This is a genomic window from Frankia sp. CcI156 (assembly GCF_001983015.1).
Classification (GTDB): Bacteria; Actinomycetota; Actinomycetes; order Frankiales; family Frankiaceae; genus Frankia; species Frankia casuarinae.
On sequence record NZ_MOMD01000085.1, the window covers coordinates 1 to 15,872 of the forward strand.

At 66.6% G+C, this 15,872-nt stretch carries 11 protein-coding genes and 3 pseudogenes; 11 read left to right on the forward strand and 3 right to left on the reverse strand.

Features of this window, described 5'->3' with window-relative positions; all coding sequences use genetic code 11:
* Positions 1–66: 66 nt before the first annotated feature.
* Positions 67–486: pseudogene (locus CcI156_RS27955) on the forward strand (ATP-binding protein); the annotation flags it as partial.
* Positions 487–778: 292 nt separating this feature from the next.
* Complete coding sequence (locus CcI156_RS25235; protein ID WP_023841880.1) at positions 779–1,162, forward strand: hypothetical protein; 384 nt, start codon at positions 779–781, stop codon at positions 1,160–1,162.
* Positions 1,163–1,336: 174 nt separating this feature from the next.
* Here the strand turns inward: CcI156_RS25235 and CcI156_RS22290 are convergent, their stop codons facing one another.
* Positions 1,337–2,527 (reverse strand): LLM class flavin-dependent oxidoreductase, encoded by a 1,191-nt coding sequence (locus CcI156_RS22290; RefSeq protein WP_076808028.1) that lies wholly within the window; start codon positions 2,525–2,527, stop codon positions 1,337–1,339.
* Positions 2,528–2,908: 381 nt separating this feature from the next.
* Between CcI156_RS22290 and CcI156_RS22295 the strand changes: the two genes are divergently transcribed.
* The 9 genes from CcI156_RS22295 to CcI156_RS22335 all read left to right on the forward strand — a co-directional run bounded on the left by CcI156_RS22295 (position 2,909) and on the right by CcI156_RS22335 (position 13,746).
* The gene (locus tag CcI156_RS22295) at positions 2,909–4,174 is read left to right on the forward strand and encodes an aspartate aminotransferase family protein (protein ID WP_254847563.1); all 1,266 of its coding nucleotides are present in this window, start codon (positions 2,909–2,911) and stop codon (positions 4,172–4,174) included.
* A 151-nt stretch (positions 4,175–4,325) separates the two neighbouring features.
* A complete protein-coding gene (locus CcI156_RS22300) occupies positions 4,326–5,282 on the forward strand; it encodes a RimK family alpha-L-glutamate ligase (RefSeq protein ID WP_023841878.1) in 957 nt (318 codons plus the stop codon).
* Positions 5,283–5,364: 82 nt separating this feature from the next.
* Positions 5,365–6,591: an aspartate kinase gene (locus tag CcI156_RS22305; RefSeq protein ID WP_011436497.1), complete on the forward strand. Its 1,227-nt coding sequence runs from the start codon at positions 5,365–5,367 to the stop codon at positions 6,589–6,591.
* A gap of 15 nt (positions 6,592–6,606) precedes the next feature.
* Positions 6,607–7,425, forward strand: a complete 819-nt coding sequence (locus CcI156_RS22310; protein ID WP_076808033.1) for a 2-amino-3,7-dideoxy-D-threo-hept-6-ulosonate synthase — start codon at positions 6,607–6,609, stop codon at positions 7,423–7,425.
* Between the two features lie 33 nt (positions 7,426–7,458).
* Positions 7,459–8,559: a 3-dehydroquinate synthase II family protein gene (locus tag CcI156_RS22315; protein WP_076808035.1), complete on the forward strand. Its 1,101-nt coding sequence runs from the start codon at positions 7,459–7,461 to the stop codon at positions 8,557–8,559.
* Positions 8,560–8,599: 40 nt separating this feature from the next.
* On the forward strand, positions 8,600–9,757 hold the full coding sequence (locus tag CcI156_RS22320; protein WP_076808037.1) for an FAD-dependent monooxygenase: 1,158 nt from the start codon (positions 8,600–8,602) through the stop codon (positions 9,755–9,757).
* Positions 9,757–11,031 carry an aminotransferase class III-fold pyridoxal phosphate-dependent enzyme gene (locus tag CcI156_RS22325; RefSeq protein ID WP_083718755.1) on the forward strand — a complete coding sequence of 425 codons (1,275 nt, stop codon included), beginning with the start codon at positions 9,757–9,759 and terminating at the stop codon, positions 11,029–11,031. Before CcI156_RS22320 ends, CcI156_RS22325 begins: the two co-directional genes overlap by 1 nt.
* Positions 11,032–11,035: 4 nt before the next feature.
* Positions 11,036–12,373, forward strand: a complete 1,338-nt coding sequence (locus CcI156_RS22330; protein WP_076808040.1) for a peptide ligase PGM1-related protein — start codon at positions 11,036–11,038, stop codon at positions 12,371–12,373.
* A 53-nt stretch (positions 12,374–12,426) separates the two neighbouring features.
* The gene (locus CcI156_RS22335) at positions 12,427–13,746 is read left to right on the forward strand and encodes an NAD(P)/FAD-dependent oxidoreductase (protein ID WP_076808042.1); all 1,320 of its coding nucleotides are present in this window, start codon (positions 12,427–12,429) and stop codon (positions 13,744–13,746) included.
* An 840-nt stretch (positions 13,747–14,586) separates the two neighbouring features.
* Here the strand turns inward: CcI156_RS22335 and CcI156_RS27520 are convergent.
* Both CcI156_RS27520 and CcI156_RS22345 read right to left on the reverse strand, forming a co-directional pair.
* Positions 14,587–15,316: pseudogene (locus CcI156_RS27520) on the reverse strand (transposase); the annotation flags it as partial.
* A 185-nt stretch (positions 15,317–15,501) separates the two neighbouring features.
* Positions 15,502–15,872, reverse strand: a pseudogene (locus CcI156_RS22345) (IS630 family transposase); the annotation flags it as partial.

A 15,872-nucleotide genomic window follows, 5' to 3' on the forward strand; every position in this document is an offset into this window, starting at 1 on the left:
CCGGCAGAACATCACCCACCACGACCATCAGGCCACACCCAGCCCCGAAGGCCGTCCCCCCAAAAGATCAACAACGGGACTTCCGAATACGTACATCCGGTCGCCCGATTCCGGGGACGCTCCGACCTCATCGGCAAGATCGACGCCTTCATCGACCGGTGTATACGGCAGCGCCGCGGTGGCTATCTGCTCGTCGAAGCCGAAGCTGGAATGGGAAAGTCCGCGCTGGCCGCATACCTGGCGTTTACCCGGGTGTGGCCGGCGCACTTCACCCGCCTCACCGAAGGACGCACCCCCGAAACCGCACGGCTGAACCTCGCCGCACAGCTCATCGCCACCTGGAAACTTGACACCGCCCCCGACGGCATCCTCCCCACGGACGCCCACACCCCACGCTGGCTCTACCTTCGGCTCTGCGACGCCGCCAAGACCCGCGACGCCACACAACCCGACCAGCCGGTGGTGCTTCTCGTCGACGGCCTCGACGAAGCACCACCTCCACCTGGCAGCGAACTCCCCCTCGGCCTACCCCCAGCTCTTCCCCCCGGCACGATCATCGTCGCCACTACCCGACCCAGCACCATCACCTTCCCCGTCGGGGCACGGGTCGTGGAACGCATCGACGTCGAAAGCGTCTCCAACCGCCGGGACCTCCTCGACTACCTCACCACCATCAGCACCCACGACCCGCACATCGCCGACGCGCTACACCGCGCCAGCACCGGGGGCCGGCTACGCCTGGTGGCGGGCACCGGCCTGGACGGGCAAGTCGGCGTTGATGTCCTGGCTGGTCCTACATCCCCTACCCGGGGTGCGGGTCGTGTCGTTCTTCATCACCGCCCGCTACGCCAGCCAGAACGACCGGATCGCCTTCACCGACCTGGTCATCGAACAGCTCTGCGACCTRCTCGGCGTGTCCTTACCGCCGCTGACAGACGCCACCCGGGACACCCATTTCCTCGGTCTACTCACCAGAGCCGCCGAGCGCTGCGACGCCTATGGTGAGCGGCTCGTCCTCGTCGTGGATGGGCTCGACGAGGATGCAGGGGTGCGCGGGCCGGCCGGCCACAGCATCGCCGCGCTTCTACCCGCCGCCCCGCCCGCCGGAATGCGAATCATCCTCGTCGCCGGACGGGTCAACCCGCCTGTCCCCCCGACGTAGCTCCGGGACGTCAGGTGCCGTTCGGAGACGATCAACAGCCTGTCGGTGCATTCCCGGCGGACGGTGCCGACCCAGCGGTCGACCGCATAGTCACCGCGGAATGGTCGACCGTTCGTGGACTCCCAGCTCGCTGAGTCCGTGCCGAGCCCACGGGCGGCAGGGGAGTCCTCCGCGTCAGTCGCGGAACTCGGGAATGATCTCCTCGGCGAAGAGCTCCAGGCTGCGCAGTACCCGGTCGAGCGGCAGGCCGCCCTGCTGGCCGATCATGAAGAGCCCGATCCACTCCAGGTCCRGAGTGCTGTTGAAGATCTTTTCCAGGCCTCGCTTGACGTCATCCGGGGCACCGAACAGGCCGACCTCCGGAATCAGGCTCGGGTCCTGGAAGCCAAACGATCCATAGAAGGTCGCGAAGTCGTTCAGGATCGAGGGATTGAAGACCCGGGCGGCCTCTTCGGTCGTGTCGGCGAGCCCGATCATCTTCAGGAAGCCGGTGTGCTCGCCGAGCTTGTACTCCCGACCGAACTTGGCGCACTCGGACTGGTAAAGCTCAGCCTTCGCCCGATGCTCGTTCAGGAAGGGCGTGAAGATCCACGGGACGATGTCCTCCTGCGCGCACCGGACGATCGACCGGTCACTCATCGTGAACGGCTGCCACAGCTCCGGGTACGGGTCCTGGTATGGCCGCGGGCAGACCGAGACCGCGCGGACGCGGCCCTGCTCGTCGATCTCGTCCGCAGCGCCGTACGCGCGGGTCCATTCCACGGCCGGCCAGTCCGCGATGCCGTCAARGGGCTGCGGGATCGAATAGCCGTCCAGAATCTCGCTCCGGTATCGCACGGTCTCCTGAGTCCAGCACATCTTCATGATCTTCAGGATTTCGCCGAACACCTCGAAGTTGCGGTCGTCGGTGTGTGAGCCGTCGCCGCTGGCGTCCGTCACCTCCCAGCGTTGGCCGAGGACGTTGACCCATCGGTTCTGGAAACCCCGGGCCAGTCCGAGCCGGAGCCGGCCGCGACAGAACTGGTCGAGAAGGGCGACGTCCTCCGCTGCGCGGACGGGATCCCACGCCGGAAGCACCATGCMCAGCGGAGCCAGCAGCAGGCGTTCGGTTCGCGCGGCCAGGTCGGCCAGCACCATCAGCGGGTTGACCGAGAGCTCTAGGCCCTCAGAATGAAAATGGTGCTCGCTGAGCATCAGAGCGTCGAAGCCGGTCTGGTCGGCCTGTACCGCGATGCTGCGCAGCTCGTGGAGCATTGCCTGGTAGGAGTCGGTGTCCCGCCCGATTGGTCGCTTCGCCCCGACGTGCTGTTCAGAAAGGTAGCCCGATCCGGGAACCTGCGGATTCAGGAAGATAGAGAACTTCATGCCGTCTCCAACATGGTAGGCGTATGTGATGGTCAGGACACCCGGAAAGGAGGCTGATCKGGCTTCAGGCGTGCCCGTCACCACATAGCTTGATCCACGCCCGCCTCTGCGTCAGCCTGAGTGTCTGCCTAGATGCTCCACGGTTCGCTATCACGAAGCTATTGGCGATCGGMCGGTCACGGGCATCTTGGGTCGCCTCGGACCGCCAGCCTGATGGCTGCATGAAACTGCCGACTGTTCCAATTCGGGCCGTCGAGTCGCATGCAACACAATGGCGCCGACCGACCGGGACGAAGAGCAACGGACCACGGAGCCAAGGCGGTTACGATGTCAGCACCGACCCTGCCCGTCGGGCGTCAACGGCTATCGAGCGACCTTCCGGTGGTAGCCAAAGCGCACGRCAGCCGCATCTACGACGAGGACGGGCGTGAATTTATCGACGGCAGCTCCGGCACGATCTGTGTAAATATTGGGCACGGATCGACCGATGTTCTGGCCGCGATGCGAGAGCAGGCGGAACTCGTCACGTTCGCGCACCGAAGCCAGTTCACGAGCAGAAGCGTATTGGCGCTGACGGAGAAGATTCTCTCGATCGGTGGGCCTGGATATCGCGAGGTCGTCTACACGAACTCCGGTTCGGAAGCCACCGAGACTGCCCTGCGCCTAGCCCTTTTCCACCATGCTCTGGCAGGCAGTCCCGAGCGTTCCATCGTGCTCACCCAGCAGCCGAGTTACCACGGCATGACGGCTGGCGCCTTGTCCGTGTCGGGCCACCCACCGCGACGCGAGCACCTGGACGCGCTGGTCTCGACGGGCGTGTCGACGGTCCCGGTCACGTCCGACGATCCCGCCGCAGATCCGCTGCCGGCCACGTCGGCCTGGGAGGAGGCCTTCGGCCGGATCGGGCCGGAGCGGATCGCCGCCGTCCTCGTGGAACCGGTGAGCGGCGCCGCGGGAGGTGCGGCGGTTCTGCGTGACGACGTGCTCCGGCGGCTCCGCGAACTGACCAGCGCGAGTGGCGCGCTCCTGGTGATGGACGAGGTTATGACCGGCTTCGGGCGGACCGGCGACTGGTTCGGCTATCAGCGCTCCGGCGTCACTCCCGACCTGGTCGTCACGGGCAAGGGGCTGAGCGGCGGCTACACGCCGATCGGAGCGGTCCTCGTCGGCGCGTCCGTCCTGCCGGGCAGATCGGCCTCCGACCTCGCTCTGGGGCACACAATGAGCGGTAACCCCCTGTCTGCGGCCGTGGCGCTCGCCGTCCTGCGGGTGACCGAGCAACAGCGCCTTCCCGAGCGGGCCGAGCGAATCGGGGCGGAGCTGCGTCGTCGCCTTGAAGAAGAGGTCACCGGGAAGGTCGGTTTCCTCGACCAGCCCCGTGGCCGTGGCCTCCTGCTTGGGCTGCCGGTGCGTMAGGCCGCCGGCGCCCACGCCCGGGCGCCACTCGCCGCGACGATCTGTCGGGCGGCGCGCGAGTTCGGACTGGTGGTCTATCCCGCTGGCGTGAACCACTGGACCCAGGCTCTCCTGGTCGCGCCGTCGCTGACGATCGAGGACGCCGAGCTCGCCGAGCTTGTGCGACGCCTCGCGCGGACCGTCACCGCCGTGGACACGCAGCTCGCGAGAACGCGCGGGCGCCGCTGGTGAGGTCCTGGGCTGCGCCGCCGGCCACGTCACCCGGTCGGCTCCGATTCCGCGAGAGCGCCGGCCGCCCGTCGGCCGCGCAGGCGCTGACCAGCTGAACGCACGGATCTAGAAAATGTTCGAACCCATTCTGGCAGTGAGGAAGTGATGCACGGTGAAGATTGGCATCCTGGCGTGGGAATGCGAGGATGAAGATGAGCTCGAGTCGCTCATCATCACCCAGGTGGCGCATGACCGGGGGCATGATTCCGTCTTCTTCGGAATCAACGACATCACCTGCGCGGCGGTCTCCGGAGGCGGCGTGCCTCAGATCCGCGGCGAGGCGGCGTCGACCTTCGACGTGATCGTCTCACGCGCCCACCTCGGTTATCAGTGGCGCGGCACCGCGGAGGCGCTCTACCTGCTGTCCAGCGTGCCCGACCTGGTGATGCTCGACTCCGCGACGCCGCACATCCGGTCGGTCAGCAAGTTCGCGATGATCCACCGGCTCACGCAAGTCGGAGTGCCGACCCARCCCACCAGGTCCTGCTCCAGCATCGCCGACTTTGAGGCGGCCTGCGCCGAATGGGGCTCGACCGTCGTCAAGCCCTCGATCGGCTTCGGCGGTCACGATGTCGAGCGATTCCTCGACGGCGACGACGAGAAGGGAAGGCTGAAGGTCGGTGACCTGCTGAAGACGTACGGGACCCTTCTCTGCCAGCCGTACTTCCCCCATTCCGGGGTGCTGCGGGTGACGACGATCGGGGACCAACCGTCGGTCTCCTTCAACCAGGTCACCGGCGATGACGGCTGGAAGCCGAACCACGGTCACAAGTGGGTCTACCACGCCGAGGACGACGAGGAGTACTGCGCCTGCTGCACGCCGCGGGTAAAGCGACTCCGGAACGAGATGGTCGATCCGAAGCCGGAGATGGTGGACCTCGCGCTTCGTGCCGCAGCGGCCATGGAGCTGAGCATGGCCGGTGTCGACATCATCGAGAGCGACGGTCAGGCGATGGTCCTGGAGGTCAACGCTTGCCCCGGGTTCAGCTCACTCCAGTCGGATCTGCGCACGAAGATCGGCGAAGAGATCGTGCAGCTGGCCGAAGAACGGGTGAAATCCGTCCGCTGATGTACGCCGCATAGCGCCGGGGTGAACTGTTTCCAGCACGCCGGATTCCTGTGCGGCCGCCGAGCATCAGAAGGTGGAGAAGATGGCGATTATCGTACAGAAATACGGTGGCAGCTCACTCGCGACGATCGAGAAGATTCGCGGCGTAGCGCGACGGGTGGTCGACACTGCGGCGGCGGGAAAGCAGGTCGTCGTYGTAGTGTCCGCCCGCGGCAGGACTACCGACGAGCTGCTCGGCGAGGCTCGCGCGCTCGGYGGGCACTGGCGCAGCCGGGAGTCCGACCAACTGGTCTCGACCGGCGAGGTCGTGTCGGCGGCGACCACGGCGCTCGCCCTGCGGGAGCTCGGCCAGCCCGCGGTGTCCATGACCGGCGGGCAGGCCGGCATACAGGTCAGCGGAGAGTTCGGCTCCGCTGCTGTCCATTCGGTGACTCCGGACCGGCTCAGAACGAGTCTCGAGGAGGGCAAGGTTGTCGTCGTCGCAGGCTTCCAGGGAGTCGACGCCAGCGGCGACGTGCGAACCCTCGGGCGAGGCGGCTCGGATACCACCGCCGTCGCGCTGGCAGCGGCCCTGGGCGCTACCTGCGAGATCTACACCGACGTCGACGGTGTCTACACCGCCGACCCGAGGCTGGTTCCGCGGGCACGGCTGCTTCCCACCGTACCGGCGCCCCTCATGCACGAGATGGCGCACACCGGCGCTGGCATCCTCCATCCGCGCGCGGTGGACCTGGCCGCCACGAGGAGAATCCCGGTCCAGGTCCGGAACTCGCTCGGGACGAATCCAGGCACGGTCGTCGAGGTCGTGCCGGGAAACCCGCTGGAATCTGACGGCGTCGTCGCGGCGGTCACCCAGGACGAGGACACCACGCTCGTCATGATGCGCGGCCGCGGCGAACCTCTCGACTCCTGGGCCGCGCTCGCGCGAATGGCGTCGGCGAAAGTCGCGCCGGCCGATCTCTTCGCGCTGGCCGACTCGACGCATGGAAGCACGCTTGGATTCACCAGCAGCCCGGCCAGGCAGATCGACCTGGCGCATATCGCACGCCAGGCCGGCGGCACTGTGGAACTGCGTGATGATCTGGGGCGGCTATCGCTGGTCGGAACCAGGATGAACCTGTGCGGCGCGGTCATCGAAACGCTGGCCGAGATTCTTTCGACGCACGGGATCCGCAGTCCGTGGATCGCTATCTCGGAGCGACGTATATCCATCCTGGTCCCMAGGGGCGGGATGCGTCGGCTGGCGCTGACCATACATGACGCGCTGGTGCTCGGCCGAGGGCTCGAGGCGCACTCATCGGATCGATGAAAAACGAGGTACGGCATGCCCAACTACCCGTTCTCGCGGCTCGTTCGGCTTCGGAGGCTGTATCGTCACCACCGTGGCCGTCTGTTTATGGTGCCGCTGGACCACTCCGTCACCGACGGTCCACTCAGCCGACGTCGCTCACTTGATGAGCTGATCGAGGGAATCTCCCGCGGCGCCGTCGACGCGRTTGTACTGCACAAAGGAAGCCTGCGGTACCTAAACGCCGTCCGCTTCGACCACATGTCGTTGATCGTGCAACTTTCAGCCAGCACCAGACACGCTCCGGACCCCGACGCGAAGATCCTGGTGGCGAGCGTCGAAGAGGCGCTTCGTCTGGGGGCCGACGCCGTCAGCGTCCACGTGAACCTGGGTTCGGCACAGGAGAGCCGTCAGATCGCGGACTTGGCGGCGGTGGCGGACTCCTGTGACCGGTGGGGCGTTCCCCTGCTCGCCATGATGTATCCGCGGGGCCCGAGGATCGCTGACCCGCCCAACGCGGAGTTGTGCATGCACGCGGCTGTRCTGGCCGCGGACCTCGGTGCGGACATAGTCAAGATTCCTCGCCTCGGCTCGACCGACGAGCTACGCGACGTGGTGGCCGCCTCACCGATCCCGACGGTCGTGGCGGGTGGCTCCTCAATGGAACCCGAAGAATACCTCGCCGAACTCGCGGCGGCGATGCGGTCCGGGGTCGGCGGTGTCGCGATCGGCCGGAATGTCTTTCAGGCCCCCRACCCCTGCGCGATGGCGCGTCGAATCGCCCAGATCGTGCACGATCCGCTTGAGGTTGCCAGGAAGCAGCCGAGGGTGCAGCATAGCGGCGCGGTCGGCTGAAAAAAGACGGATACGGACGGTGGGAGAATGTCCATGAAACTGTACTGGGTTGAGATCCATGGCGCTGGACCGCTCTTGACCGCGGTCGCGGAGGAGGCGATTCACCAGAGGGTCGACGCCGTCGTCTCCGAYGATCCCGCCAACCTGTCCACGTTGCCGCCGACGGTCAAGAAGGTTCTGCTGACCAAGGACGGCTCCCTGGGCGAAGACCTGGACGGCGTTGATGTCGTCATCCTCGATGCCGAACGGGAGCGGATTCACGAGCTGTCAGCTACCTACCCGCACGTCGAGTTCGGCAGGTATCTCGAGGTGACCGATGCGCAGACGCTCGATGCCGCCTGCGCAGCCGCCCAGGAATGGGCGTGGACCGTCCTCCGGTTCCGCGACGAGACGAAGATCCCGCTGGAGATCGTCCTGGCCGCGGCGCACAAGTCCCAGGGCAGCGTGATCACCGTTGTTCACGACACGGACGAGGCCAACGTCGTGCTCGGCTGCCTGGAGCGTGGCGCCGACGGCATCATGCTGGCGCCGAAGGCTGTCGGCGAGTTGTCCGCGCTTAAGGCCGTGGCCGCCGGGGGTTCCTTCTCGCTCCAGCTCGAGGAACTGGAAGTCATCGAGACCAGTCATGTGGGAATGGGCGAGCGGGMCTGCGTCGACACCTGCAGCATGTTCGGCGAGAACGAGGGAATCCTAGTGGGCTCACACTCCAAGGGAATGATCCTTGCGTGCAGCGAGACGCATCCACTGCCCTACATGCCGACACGGCCGTTTCGGGTAAACGCCGGCGCGGTTCATTCCTACACGATGTCGATGRCCGGCCGCACCAACTACCTCAGCGAGCTACAGGCGGGCGGAAGAGTGCTGGCCGTCGACGCGGACGGCCGCGCTCGGCCGGTGACCGTCGGCCGGATCAAGATCGAGACGCGACCTCTTCGAATGATCACCGCGAAGTCCCCGTCCGGCCGAGTGGCAGATCTCATCGTCCAGGACGATTGGCACGTGCGGGTTCTCGGGCCGGGCGGCGTGGTCATCAACGTCACCGAGCTCCAACCGGGTACAAAGGTGCTCGGATACCTGCCGGTMGAAGACCGGCACGTCGGCTACCCGATCGACGAGTTCTGCATCGAAAAATAGGTCCTGGCGGCCCTTACATGGATCGACGAATGGGATCGCGATGAAAAACAGTGGGCCTCGAGTCGGAATTCTTGGTGCCGGGATAGCAGGCGTGACCCTGGCGTTGATGTTGGCGGATAGTGGCGTACCTAGCGTCCTGTTCGAGCAGGCGGAACTGTCCGGCGAGATCGGCGCGGGAGTGCAGCTCGCGCCGAGCGCGGTGCGGCTGTTGCACCGATTGGGCTTGGCGGATGCCCTGCGGGAGATCGCGGTCGAGGTCGAGTCCGCACTGATGTGTCAGTGGGACGACGGAACGGTGGTCGCCCGGACACCGTTCGGGAAGGACTGCGCGGACAGGTACGGCGCGCCGTACTACACCGTGCACCGCGCCGACCTACACGCGCTGTTGACCTCCAGGCTGGAGACGCCCGTCGCCACCGGGCGGCGGTGCGTCGAGGTGACGGAGGACGACGAGTCCGTTCGACTTCTCTTCGCGGACGGCTCGACCGAGGAAGTCGGACTGCTGATCGGTGCGGACGGGATACGTTCGGTTGTCCGTTCACGCATATCGGCCGACGTCCCGTGTTTCTCAGGCGAGCTCATCTATCGGGGGCTTGTCGACGCACGGCGGCTGCCCGGAGCGTTCGGGAACTCGATCCGGGTCTGGAAAGGCACGGACGGCCACGCCGTGATGTATCCCGTCCGACGCGGCCAGCTGATCAGTGTCGCCGCGACGGTCCCGGCCGAAGAGGGCGGCCACGAGTCGTGGTCGCGGCGCGGCGACCTCACCGCGATGCGGGCCAGATACGACTGCTGGCACGACTCCGTCCGCTCGGTGCTGGCCGCCCTCGACGAGGTCACCGTGTGGGCGCTGCATGACCGTGAGCCCATCGAATGCTGGGCGACCGACCGCACCGTACTGATCGGCGACGCCGCGCATCCGATGCTGCCGTTCCTCGCTCAGGGCGCGAACCAGGCGATTGAGGACGCGACGGTCCTGGCCCTGTGCCTGGYGGACGCCGCTGACTCGCACCGGGCCGCGTTCGACCGCTACCAACGGCTACGGGTTCCGCGGGCGAGAGAGATCCTTCTTAGCTCCCGGCAGAACGCGGAGCATCTGCGGGCCGAGGAGCCTGCGTCGCGCCAGGACGCCGCGGTGACCGAGCTGCCCCTCGAGGACCACGACTGGCTCTTCGGCCATCACGCGGAGGAGGTCTGATGGGGGTCGSTACCTCAGGTTTCCACCGTCGCTCGCGGGATGTGAGCGCGAGTGGTCAGCCTCGGATCGTTCGTGCGCACGGATCGCGACTTTTCGACGACCGCGGCCGGGATTACATCGACGGCATTTCCGGCGCGACCTGCAACAATCTCGGGCACGGCATTCCAGAAATGCTCAGCGCAATGCACAAAAAGGCGGCGTTAGCGAGCTTCGCGCACCGGACGCAGTTCGCGAGCCAACCGATTGTCGACCTTACGAGAGAAATTCTCAACCTAACTGGCGCCGGCTATCGGGAGGTCCTCTACACTGACTMAGGACCTGCCGCGATCAAGCTGACACTGGACCTGGTAAGGCGACACCACGCTCTCAACGACGAGAGCGACCGGCCGATGGTTCTGACACAGCGACCGAGCCATCAGGGATCGGGTGTCGTCGCGTTCAGCATCGCCGGGCGGCCCGCTCACGACGGGAGTGCGGCCCTCGGCCGCGACAGCCCGGCCTCGTGGACACAGCGGGCGGCGCCGAACGCCGACCAACTCGGTCCCGATCTCGACGACTGGCAGCTGGCGTTCGACCGGGTCGGGCACGGGCGCGTCGCGGCCGTTCTGGTGGAGCCCATGGGAAGCGCCGACAGCGGCGCGACGGCGTTGTCCGACGAGACGCTGAGCGGCCTGCGGGAGCTATGCGACGCCAACGGGGCGCTGCTGGTCGCCGATGAGACCCTCACCGGTCTGGGCCAGGTGGGCGACTGGTTCGGACATTCCAGTTCCGGTGTAACCCCCGACCTAATCGTCATGGGGCCGGGCCTCAACGCCGGCTGCTCTCCAATCGGGGCCTGCGTGGTCGGGCAGAACGTCCGGCCGCAGCAGCTGTGCACCGGCGCGACGGCCCTCGGTCCCTCGTCGGCCGTGACGGCGCACGCCGTCCTTCGGTTTACGAAGGAACAGAACATTCCCGAGCGAGCAAGACAGATGGGTGCCTTCCTCAAACGTGAGCTCGAGGCCCTCGCAGCGCCCGTCTACTATCTCGGAGAACCACGAGGGCGGGGACTGCTATTCACCCTTCCGGTGCTGACCGGACCACGACTTTCGCAGGCGAAGGAAATCTGCGCGACGGCGATCAACTTCGGCCTGATGCTGCGCCCGACCGGCGTCGACCGGGCGACCGAGGCGGTCATCGTCGCGCCTCCGCTGACCATCGCCACTCACGAGATGAACCTTCTTGTTGATCGACTGCGGGACACCCTGCGCAACCTGGCGAACTCGATGGGATGAACCAGTGAGCACGCTGCTGATCGGAAACTCGTACAACGACAGTCTCGTMGCGGATCTCGCATCTTTTCGCGAGGCTGACCGCCAGGTGGCCGGCAACATCTCGCTCCGGATGATCTGGCTTGCCGAGCCCGGTGACATCCTCGTGCTTCCGCAGCCCCCGCGACCCGAGTTTGTGCGTTACGCGCTGACTCTGCGCGGCCTGGATGTCGACTCGGTCCTGATCATGGTTCCGCCCGCGGGCCGTCTCGGGTCGGATGTTCTCACCGGCGACCGGCTCCTCGACGGGGGCTTTCTCGCCGAACTGCGCGCCCTGGTCACGAAGCGGAACGTCGACCATGCCTGCCCCTACGTGTTCGACGCGACGACCGCCCATCTCATCAGGGAGCTGGGCCTGCACAGATCGATGCCGGGGTTCGGATTCTACGAGGCCGGCGGCGCGGACCTCGTGAATAGCAAGAGCGTGTTCCGCGCGATGGCTGGCGGTCTGGGCCTCCCGGTCACCACAGGCATCGTGGCGACCTCCAGAGCCAAGGCGCAGGAGTTCGCGGCCGATCTCGTCGCGGCGAACAGGTGCGTGATCGTYAAGCAGGACTTTCACGCCGGCGGCTACGGCAACGAGATCATCTCGCCGCGCCCCGACGTGCAGCCGCTGGGCGCGCCCAGCCTGCGGGTGCTCGATTCCCAGGACGCCGTCCGACGGCATTTCGACAGCGCCTGGTCACRTTACTCGGTCGACGGCCGCCACAAGGTGATCGTCGAGGACTATGTGCCCGACTCCATGCCGCTGGGCGCGGAGGTGAGAATCACGGCCGAGGGAAGCAGGCTGCACCATATCGGCGAGATGCGAATGGCACCGGTATTCGACGGGGTAGTGATCCCGGGGGCCGTGCTGAGCGAGAAGAACCGGGCGGAGTTCAACGACATCGTGCTGCGGGTCTGCGATTCCATCCGTGCGCTCGGATACGTCGGCCTGGCGAATATCGATGGAATCCTGACGCCCGACGGAGACCTCCTACTGACCGAGATGAACGGACGCCTCGGCGGCACCACACACCTGCACTGGATCGCCGACGCCCTGGTCGGCCACGACTATCAGACCGAATGCGTGTTGATGACGCGAAACCACTGGCATGTCTCCTCGTTCGACGACGCGGTGGCCCGGCTCAGGACGAGCGGACTGCTCTTCGAGCCGGACGCGCGTGCGGGAGTGCTGATCGGCTGCGAGCATATCCAGCAGTCGGGAGTAGTCGAGTACTGCATCGTCGCGAAGGACGTCGACGCGGCGGAGGAGATCGAGACGAGTCTTCTACGGCTCCCCGGCGGCTCGCTGGACACACCTTGAAATCACCACAGGAGGACAATGTGAAAAATTCGTTGCTCAATGGTGGGAGAGGCATGGCCGAGAATACTGAAGTCGTCGACGTTGTGGTCATCGGCGCCGGGCCGGCAGGTGCGGCGGCGGCAGCGACGCTCGCGAAGGCCGGGCGTAGCGTGATTGTGTTGGAACGGCGGACCTTTCCCCGTTTTCACATCGGCGAGTCCATGGTGCCGTTCGTCAACGCCGCGTTCGAGAAGCTGGGAATACTCGACCGGCTCAAGCAGCAGGGTTATGTCGCCAAGCATGGTGCCGAGTTCTGCCAGGGAGAGGAGGACGAGAACGTCCGCGTTTCGTTCACAACGCAGGGGCCCGGTCGCCACCACGTGACGTTCCAGGTAGAGCGGGCGCACCTGGACAATATGCTCATTCAGTTCGCGGGCGAGTGCGGTGCGCGGGTGATCCACGAGGCGACGGTACACGACCTGATAACAGAAGGCGACCGGGTCGTCGGTGTGCGCTACGAACACGACGGGACGGCTCGCGAGGTGYGGGCACAGTACGTTCTCGACGCCGGCGGGCGGGCCAGCAAGATCGCCAAGGCGTTCCGGCTGCGGAAGCCGGTCGACCGACTGAAGATGGTCGCGGTCTTCCGCCACCTCAAGGGCATCGACGAGGCGCGCAATCCCGGCTTCGAGGGCGACATCCAGGTGGGCGCCCACGAGGACGGATGGCTGTGGGCCATTCCCATCTGGCCCGACACGATGAGCGTCGGCGCGGTCATGCCGCAACAGGTGCTGCGGTCCGGCGATCCCGCCGCGCTGTTCGACGAGCACGTGTCCCGGGTACGGCGCGTCCGGGAGCGGGTCGCGGGCGCCCATCCGGTGAGCGACGTGCAGATCGAAACCGACTACTGCTACTACTCGGACCAGGTCGCGGGGCCGGGCTGGTTCCTAGCCGGCGACGCGGGCTGCTTCTTCGACCCGATCTTCTCCGGCGGTGTCTACCTCGCCACCTCCACCGGCATCCGCGCCGGCGAGTCCATCGACGCCGCCCTGCGGGAGCCGCTCCGCGCCGAGGAGCTCCAGAACGAGTACCAGCGGTTCTACAAGACCGGCTACGACATGTACGCCCGGCTGATCTACATGTACTACGAGGAGCCGGATCCTGACGCCTACCTGGCGTCCGTCGGACTCGACGACTGCGGCGACGCCTTCGCGAGCAACAAGTGGGTCGTCCGCTTCCTCTGCGGGGACTTCTTCAACGCCCGGAACAAGCTCGCCCAGGAGGTCGTCAAGGAGYGTCGCTGGGACACCTTCGCGCCGTTCGAGCGCGTCAGCGAGTGCCCGTACTACGCCGAACTGAACGAGGCGGAGGACAGGGAGCCCGTCGAGGCGTAACCCGGACCGATGGAGGTGGACCGGCGCGCACGCGGCACGGTCCCGACAGGCGGGCAGACCCGGCTAACGGTCGATCGCCGCGTTCTTCGCGAGGGCCTGATTCTCGCGAGCGTGTTCGTCCGAAGCCAGGCCTGCCCGCCACCGGCGGTCCACGATCGTGGTGAGCTGGCGCGAGTTGCCGCCCGGATGAGCGTCCGAGCGACCGGCCGCGGACCGCCATAGCGCGGCGTTCCTAGAGGGCTTGGGCTGGCGAAGTCGGTAAGGATGAGTCAGGTTCACGAGCTGCGGATCATGCTGCGAGTCCTGCCTGTTTTGAGGAGTCTCTCGAGCGCCTGGTCGTAGGCGTCCGCGGCCTTTCGGAGGGGAGTGTCCGGTCGCTGGCTCTGTCGCACTTTCTTGACACACCCGCAACTGACAGTGCTTCTCAAGGCAGAGTTCCCGCTCGTCGCCAGCCAACTCGACCAGCCGCAGTGACCACGATCACGGTCGCCTGGCGGCCCGGAAGTGCCCGGACCGCCAGGTGTTCGGAACGCTTGTTCTACTCGGTAGGCGATGTTCTGGTTGGCACGGTCACCGAGCATCGTTCCTGTTCGAGGCACGTGTGGCGACCGGCCGAACAGTGATTTCAGGGCCAACAACCAAGATCGAACGGTTCGGATGCTGGTACACATGGTCCACCCGCCCCACGCGCTCCCGTTCCGTGCTCGCTGATCTTTGATCAGCTTCGCCACCTGCCGTTATGCCTGCCCGGGGGCGACCCCCGGACCCCCGGGCGGCCGGCGTTTTTCTAGATCGGCGATCTTTGGTGGCAGCCAGGGTGGCAGCCAAAGCYCCCCACACCCGCTGCGGGAGCCCCACACCCGGTGGGCGGGGCGGGACGGGCAGGCGGAAGACACGGTCGGACCGCAGCCGGCTGACGAGGTCGACGGGCAGGTCGGCGAGCAGCCAGGCCAGGCGGGTGACGTCGTAGCCGGCGTCGAGGACGACGAGGATGTTCGGGGCGCCGCCGCGGTGGTGGCCGGCGGCGACGACCCGGTCGACCAGGTCGCGGAGCTGTCGGGCGGTCACCGTGGTGAGGTCGTTGCCGGGACCGAGGCGGACCGCGTCCAGCGGCGCTGTCCACGAGGTGCGGCTCGGTTCGAGGGCGGCGACGAACGAGTAGGGCCAGCCRGGGATCATCTGGGCGTTGCCCTTGCCTCGGCCGTAGGTGTGGCAGAACAGCCGGTCCGGGCTGGTGGCCGCGTCCGGGCGCAGCCACGGGCTGACGTCCACGCCCAGGATGATCCGGCCGTCGGCGGCCCGCGGCAGCGGCAGCCCGTGCCAGCGCGCGGCGCAGCCGGCCGATCTCGATGCGGCCCTGGTTGACCGCGTCGTACAGCGCGCCGTGCCCCCGGCGGTGCTCCGGGGTCAGCGACAGGCCGACCAGGTCACGAACCGGGCCGTCCGCGCACAGCACCGCGTCGGTGAGCTCGAACAGGGCATCCGCCCGCCGGGTCAGACAGTCGTAGAACTSCTGGCGGAACCGACACAGCACTTCCAGGTCCTCGACGGCGGGGACATCACGGGCCAAGCTGTCCTCCACGGCCTTATGCCTGATCACGGTGTCTTTGGCGAGAAACCAGGATCAACAGAAGGCCGCTTCACGTCACGGCGACACGCCCACCCACCCCACAACACCTCCAGGTATCACACAGCGTGACGTTCGGAGGTTAAACGGCAAGCTTAGTGGTTGAGCCTGGAAGTCCTTCGGGGTTGTTAGGCGGCCTGTGTGAGGGCTCTGGCACTTGGTTCGGACTCCACCCGACTCCCGTGATCATTGGTGTCGGGTGGTGGGACGGGCAACCGAGCGACGGAGCCCGMGACGGCTGGTGCTGTGTCRTCGTCGAGGCGGGCGAGGTGGCGTTCGAGGTCGGYCGCGGTGTACTTCCACTTGAACGGTGTGGCGGTGACGTTGTAGCGGTCGACGAACGCTGTCAGGGTGTCGGCGAGCACGTCGAGGCTGGCGAAGTCGCAGGGTGACACGACCTTCCGTTGGACGAGCGAGAAGAAGATCTCCACTTGGTTCAGCCATGAGGCGTGTGTCGGGGTGTGGATCAGGATGCGGTTCGGGTGGGCGGCCCTGAGTC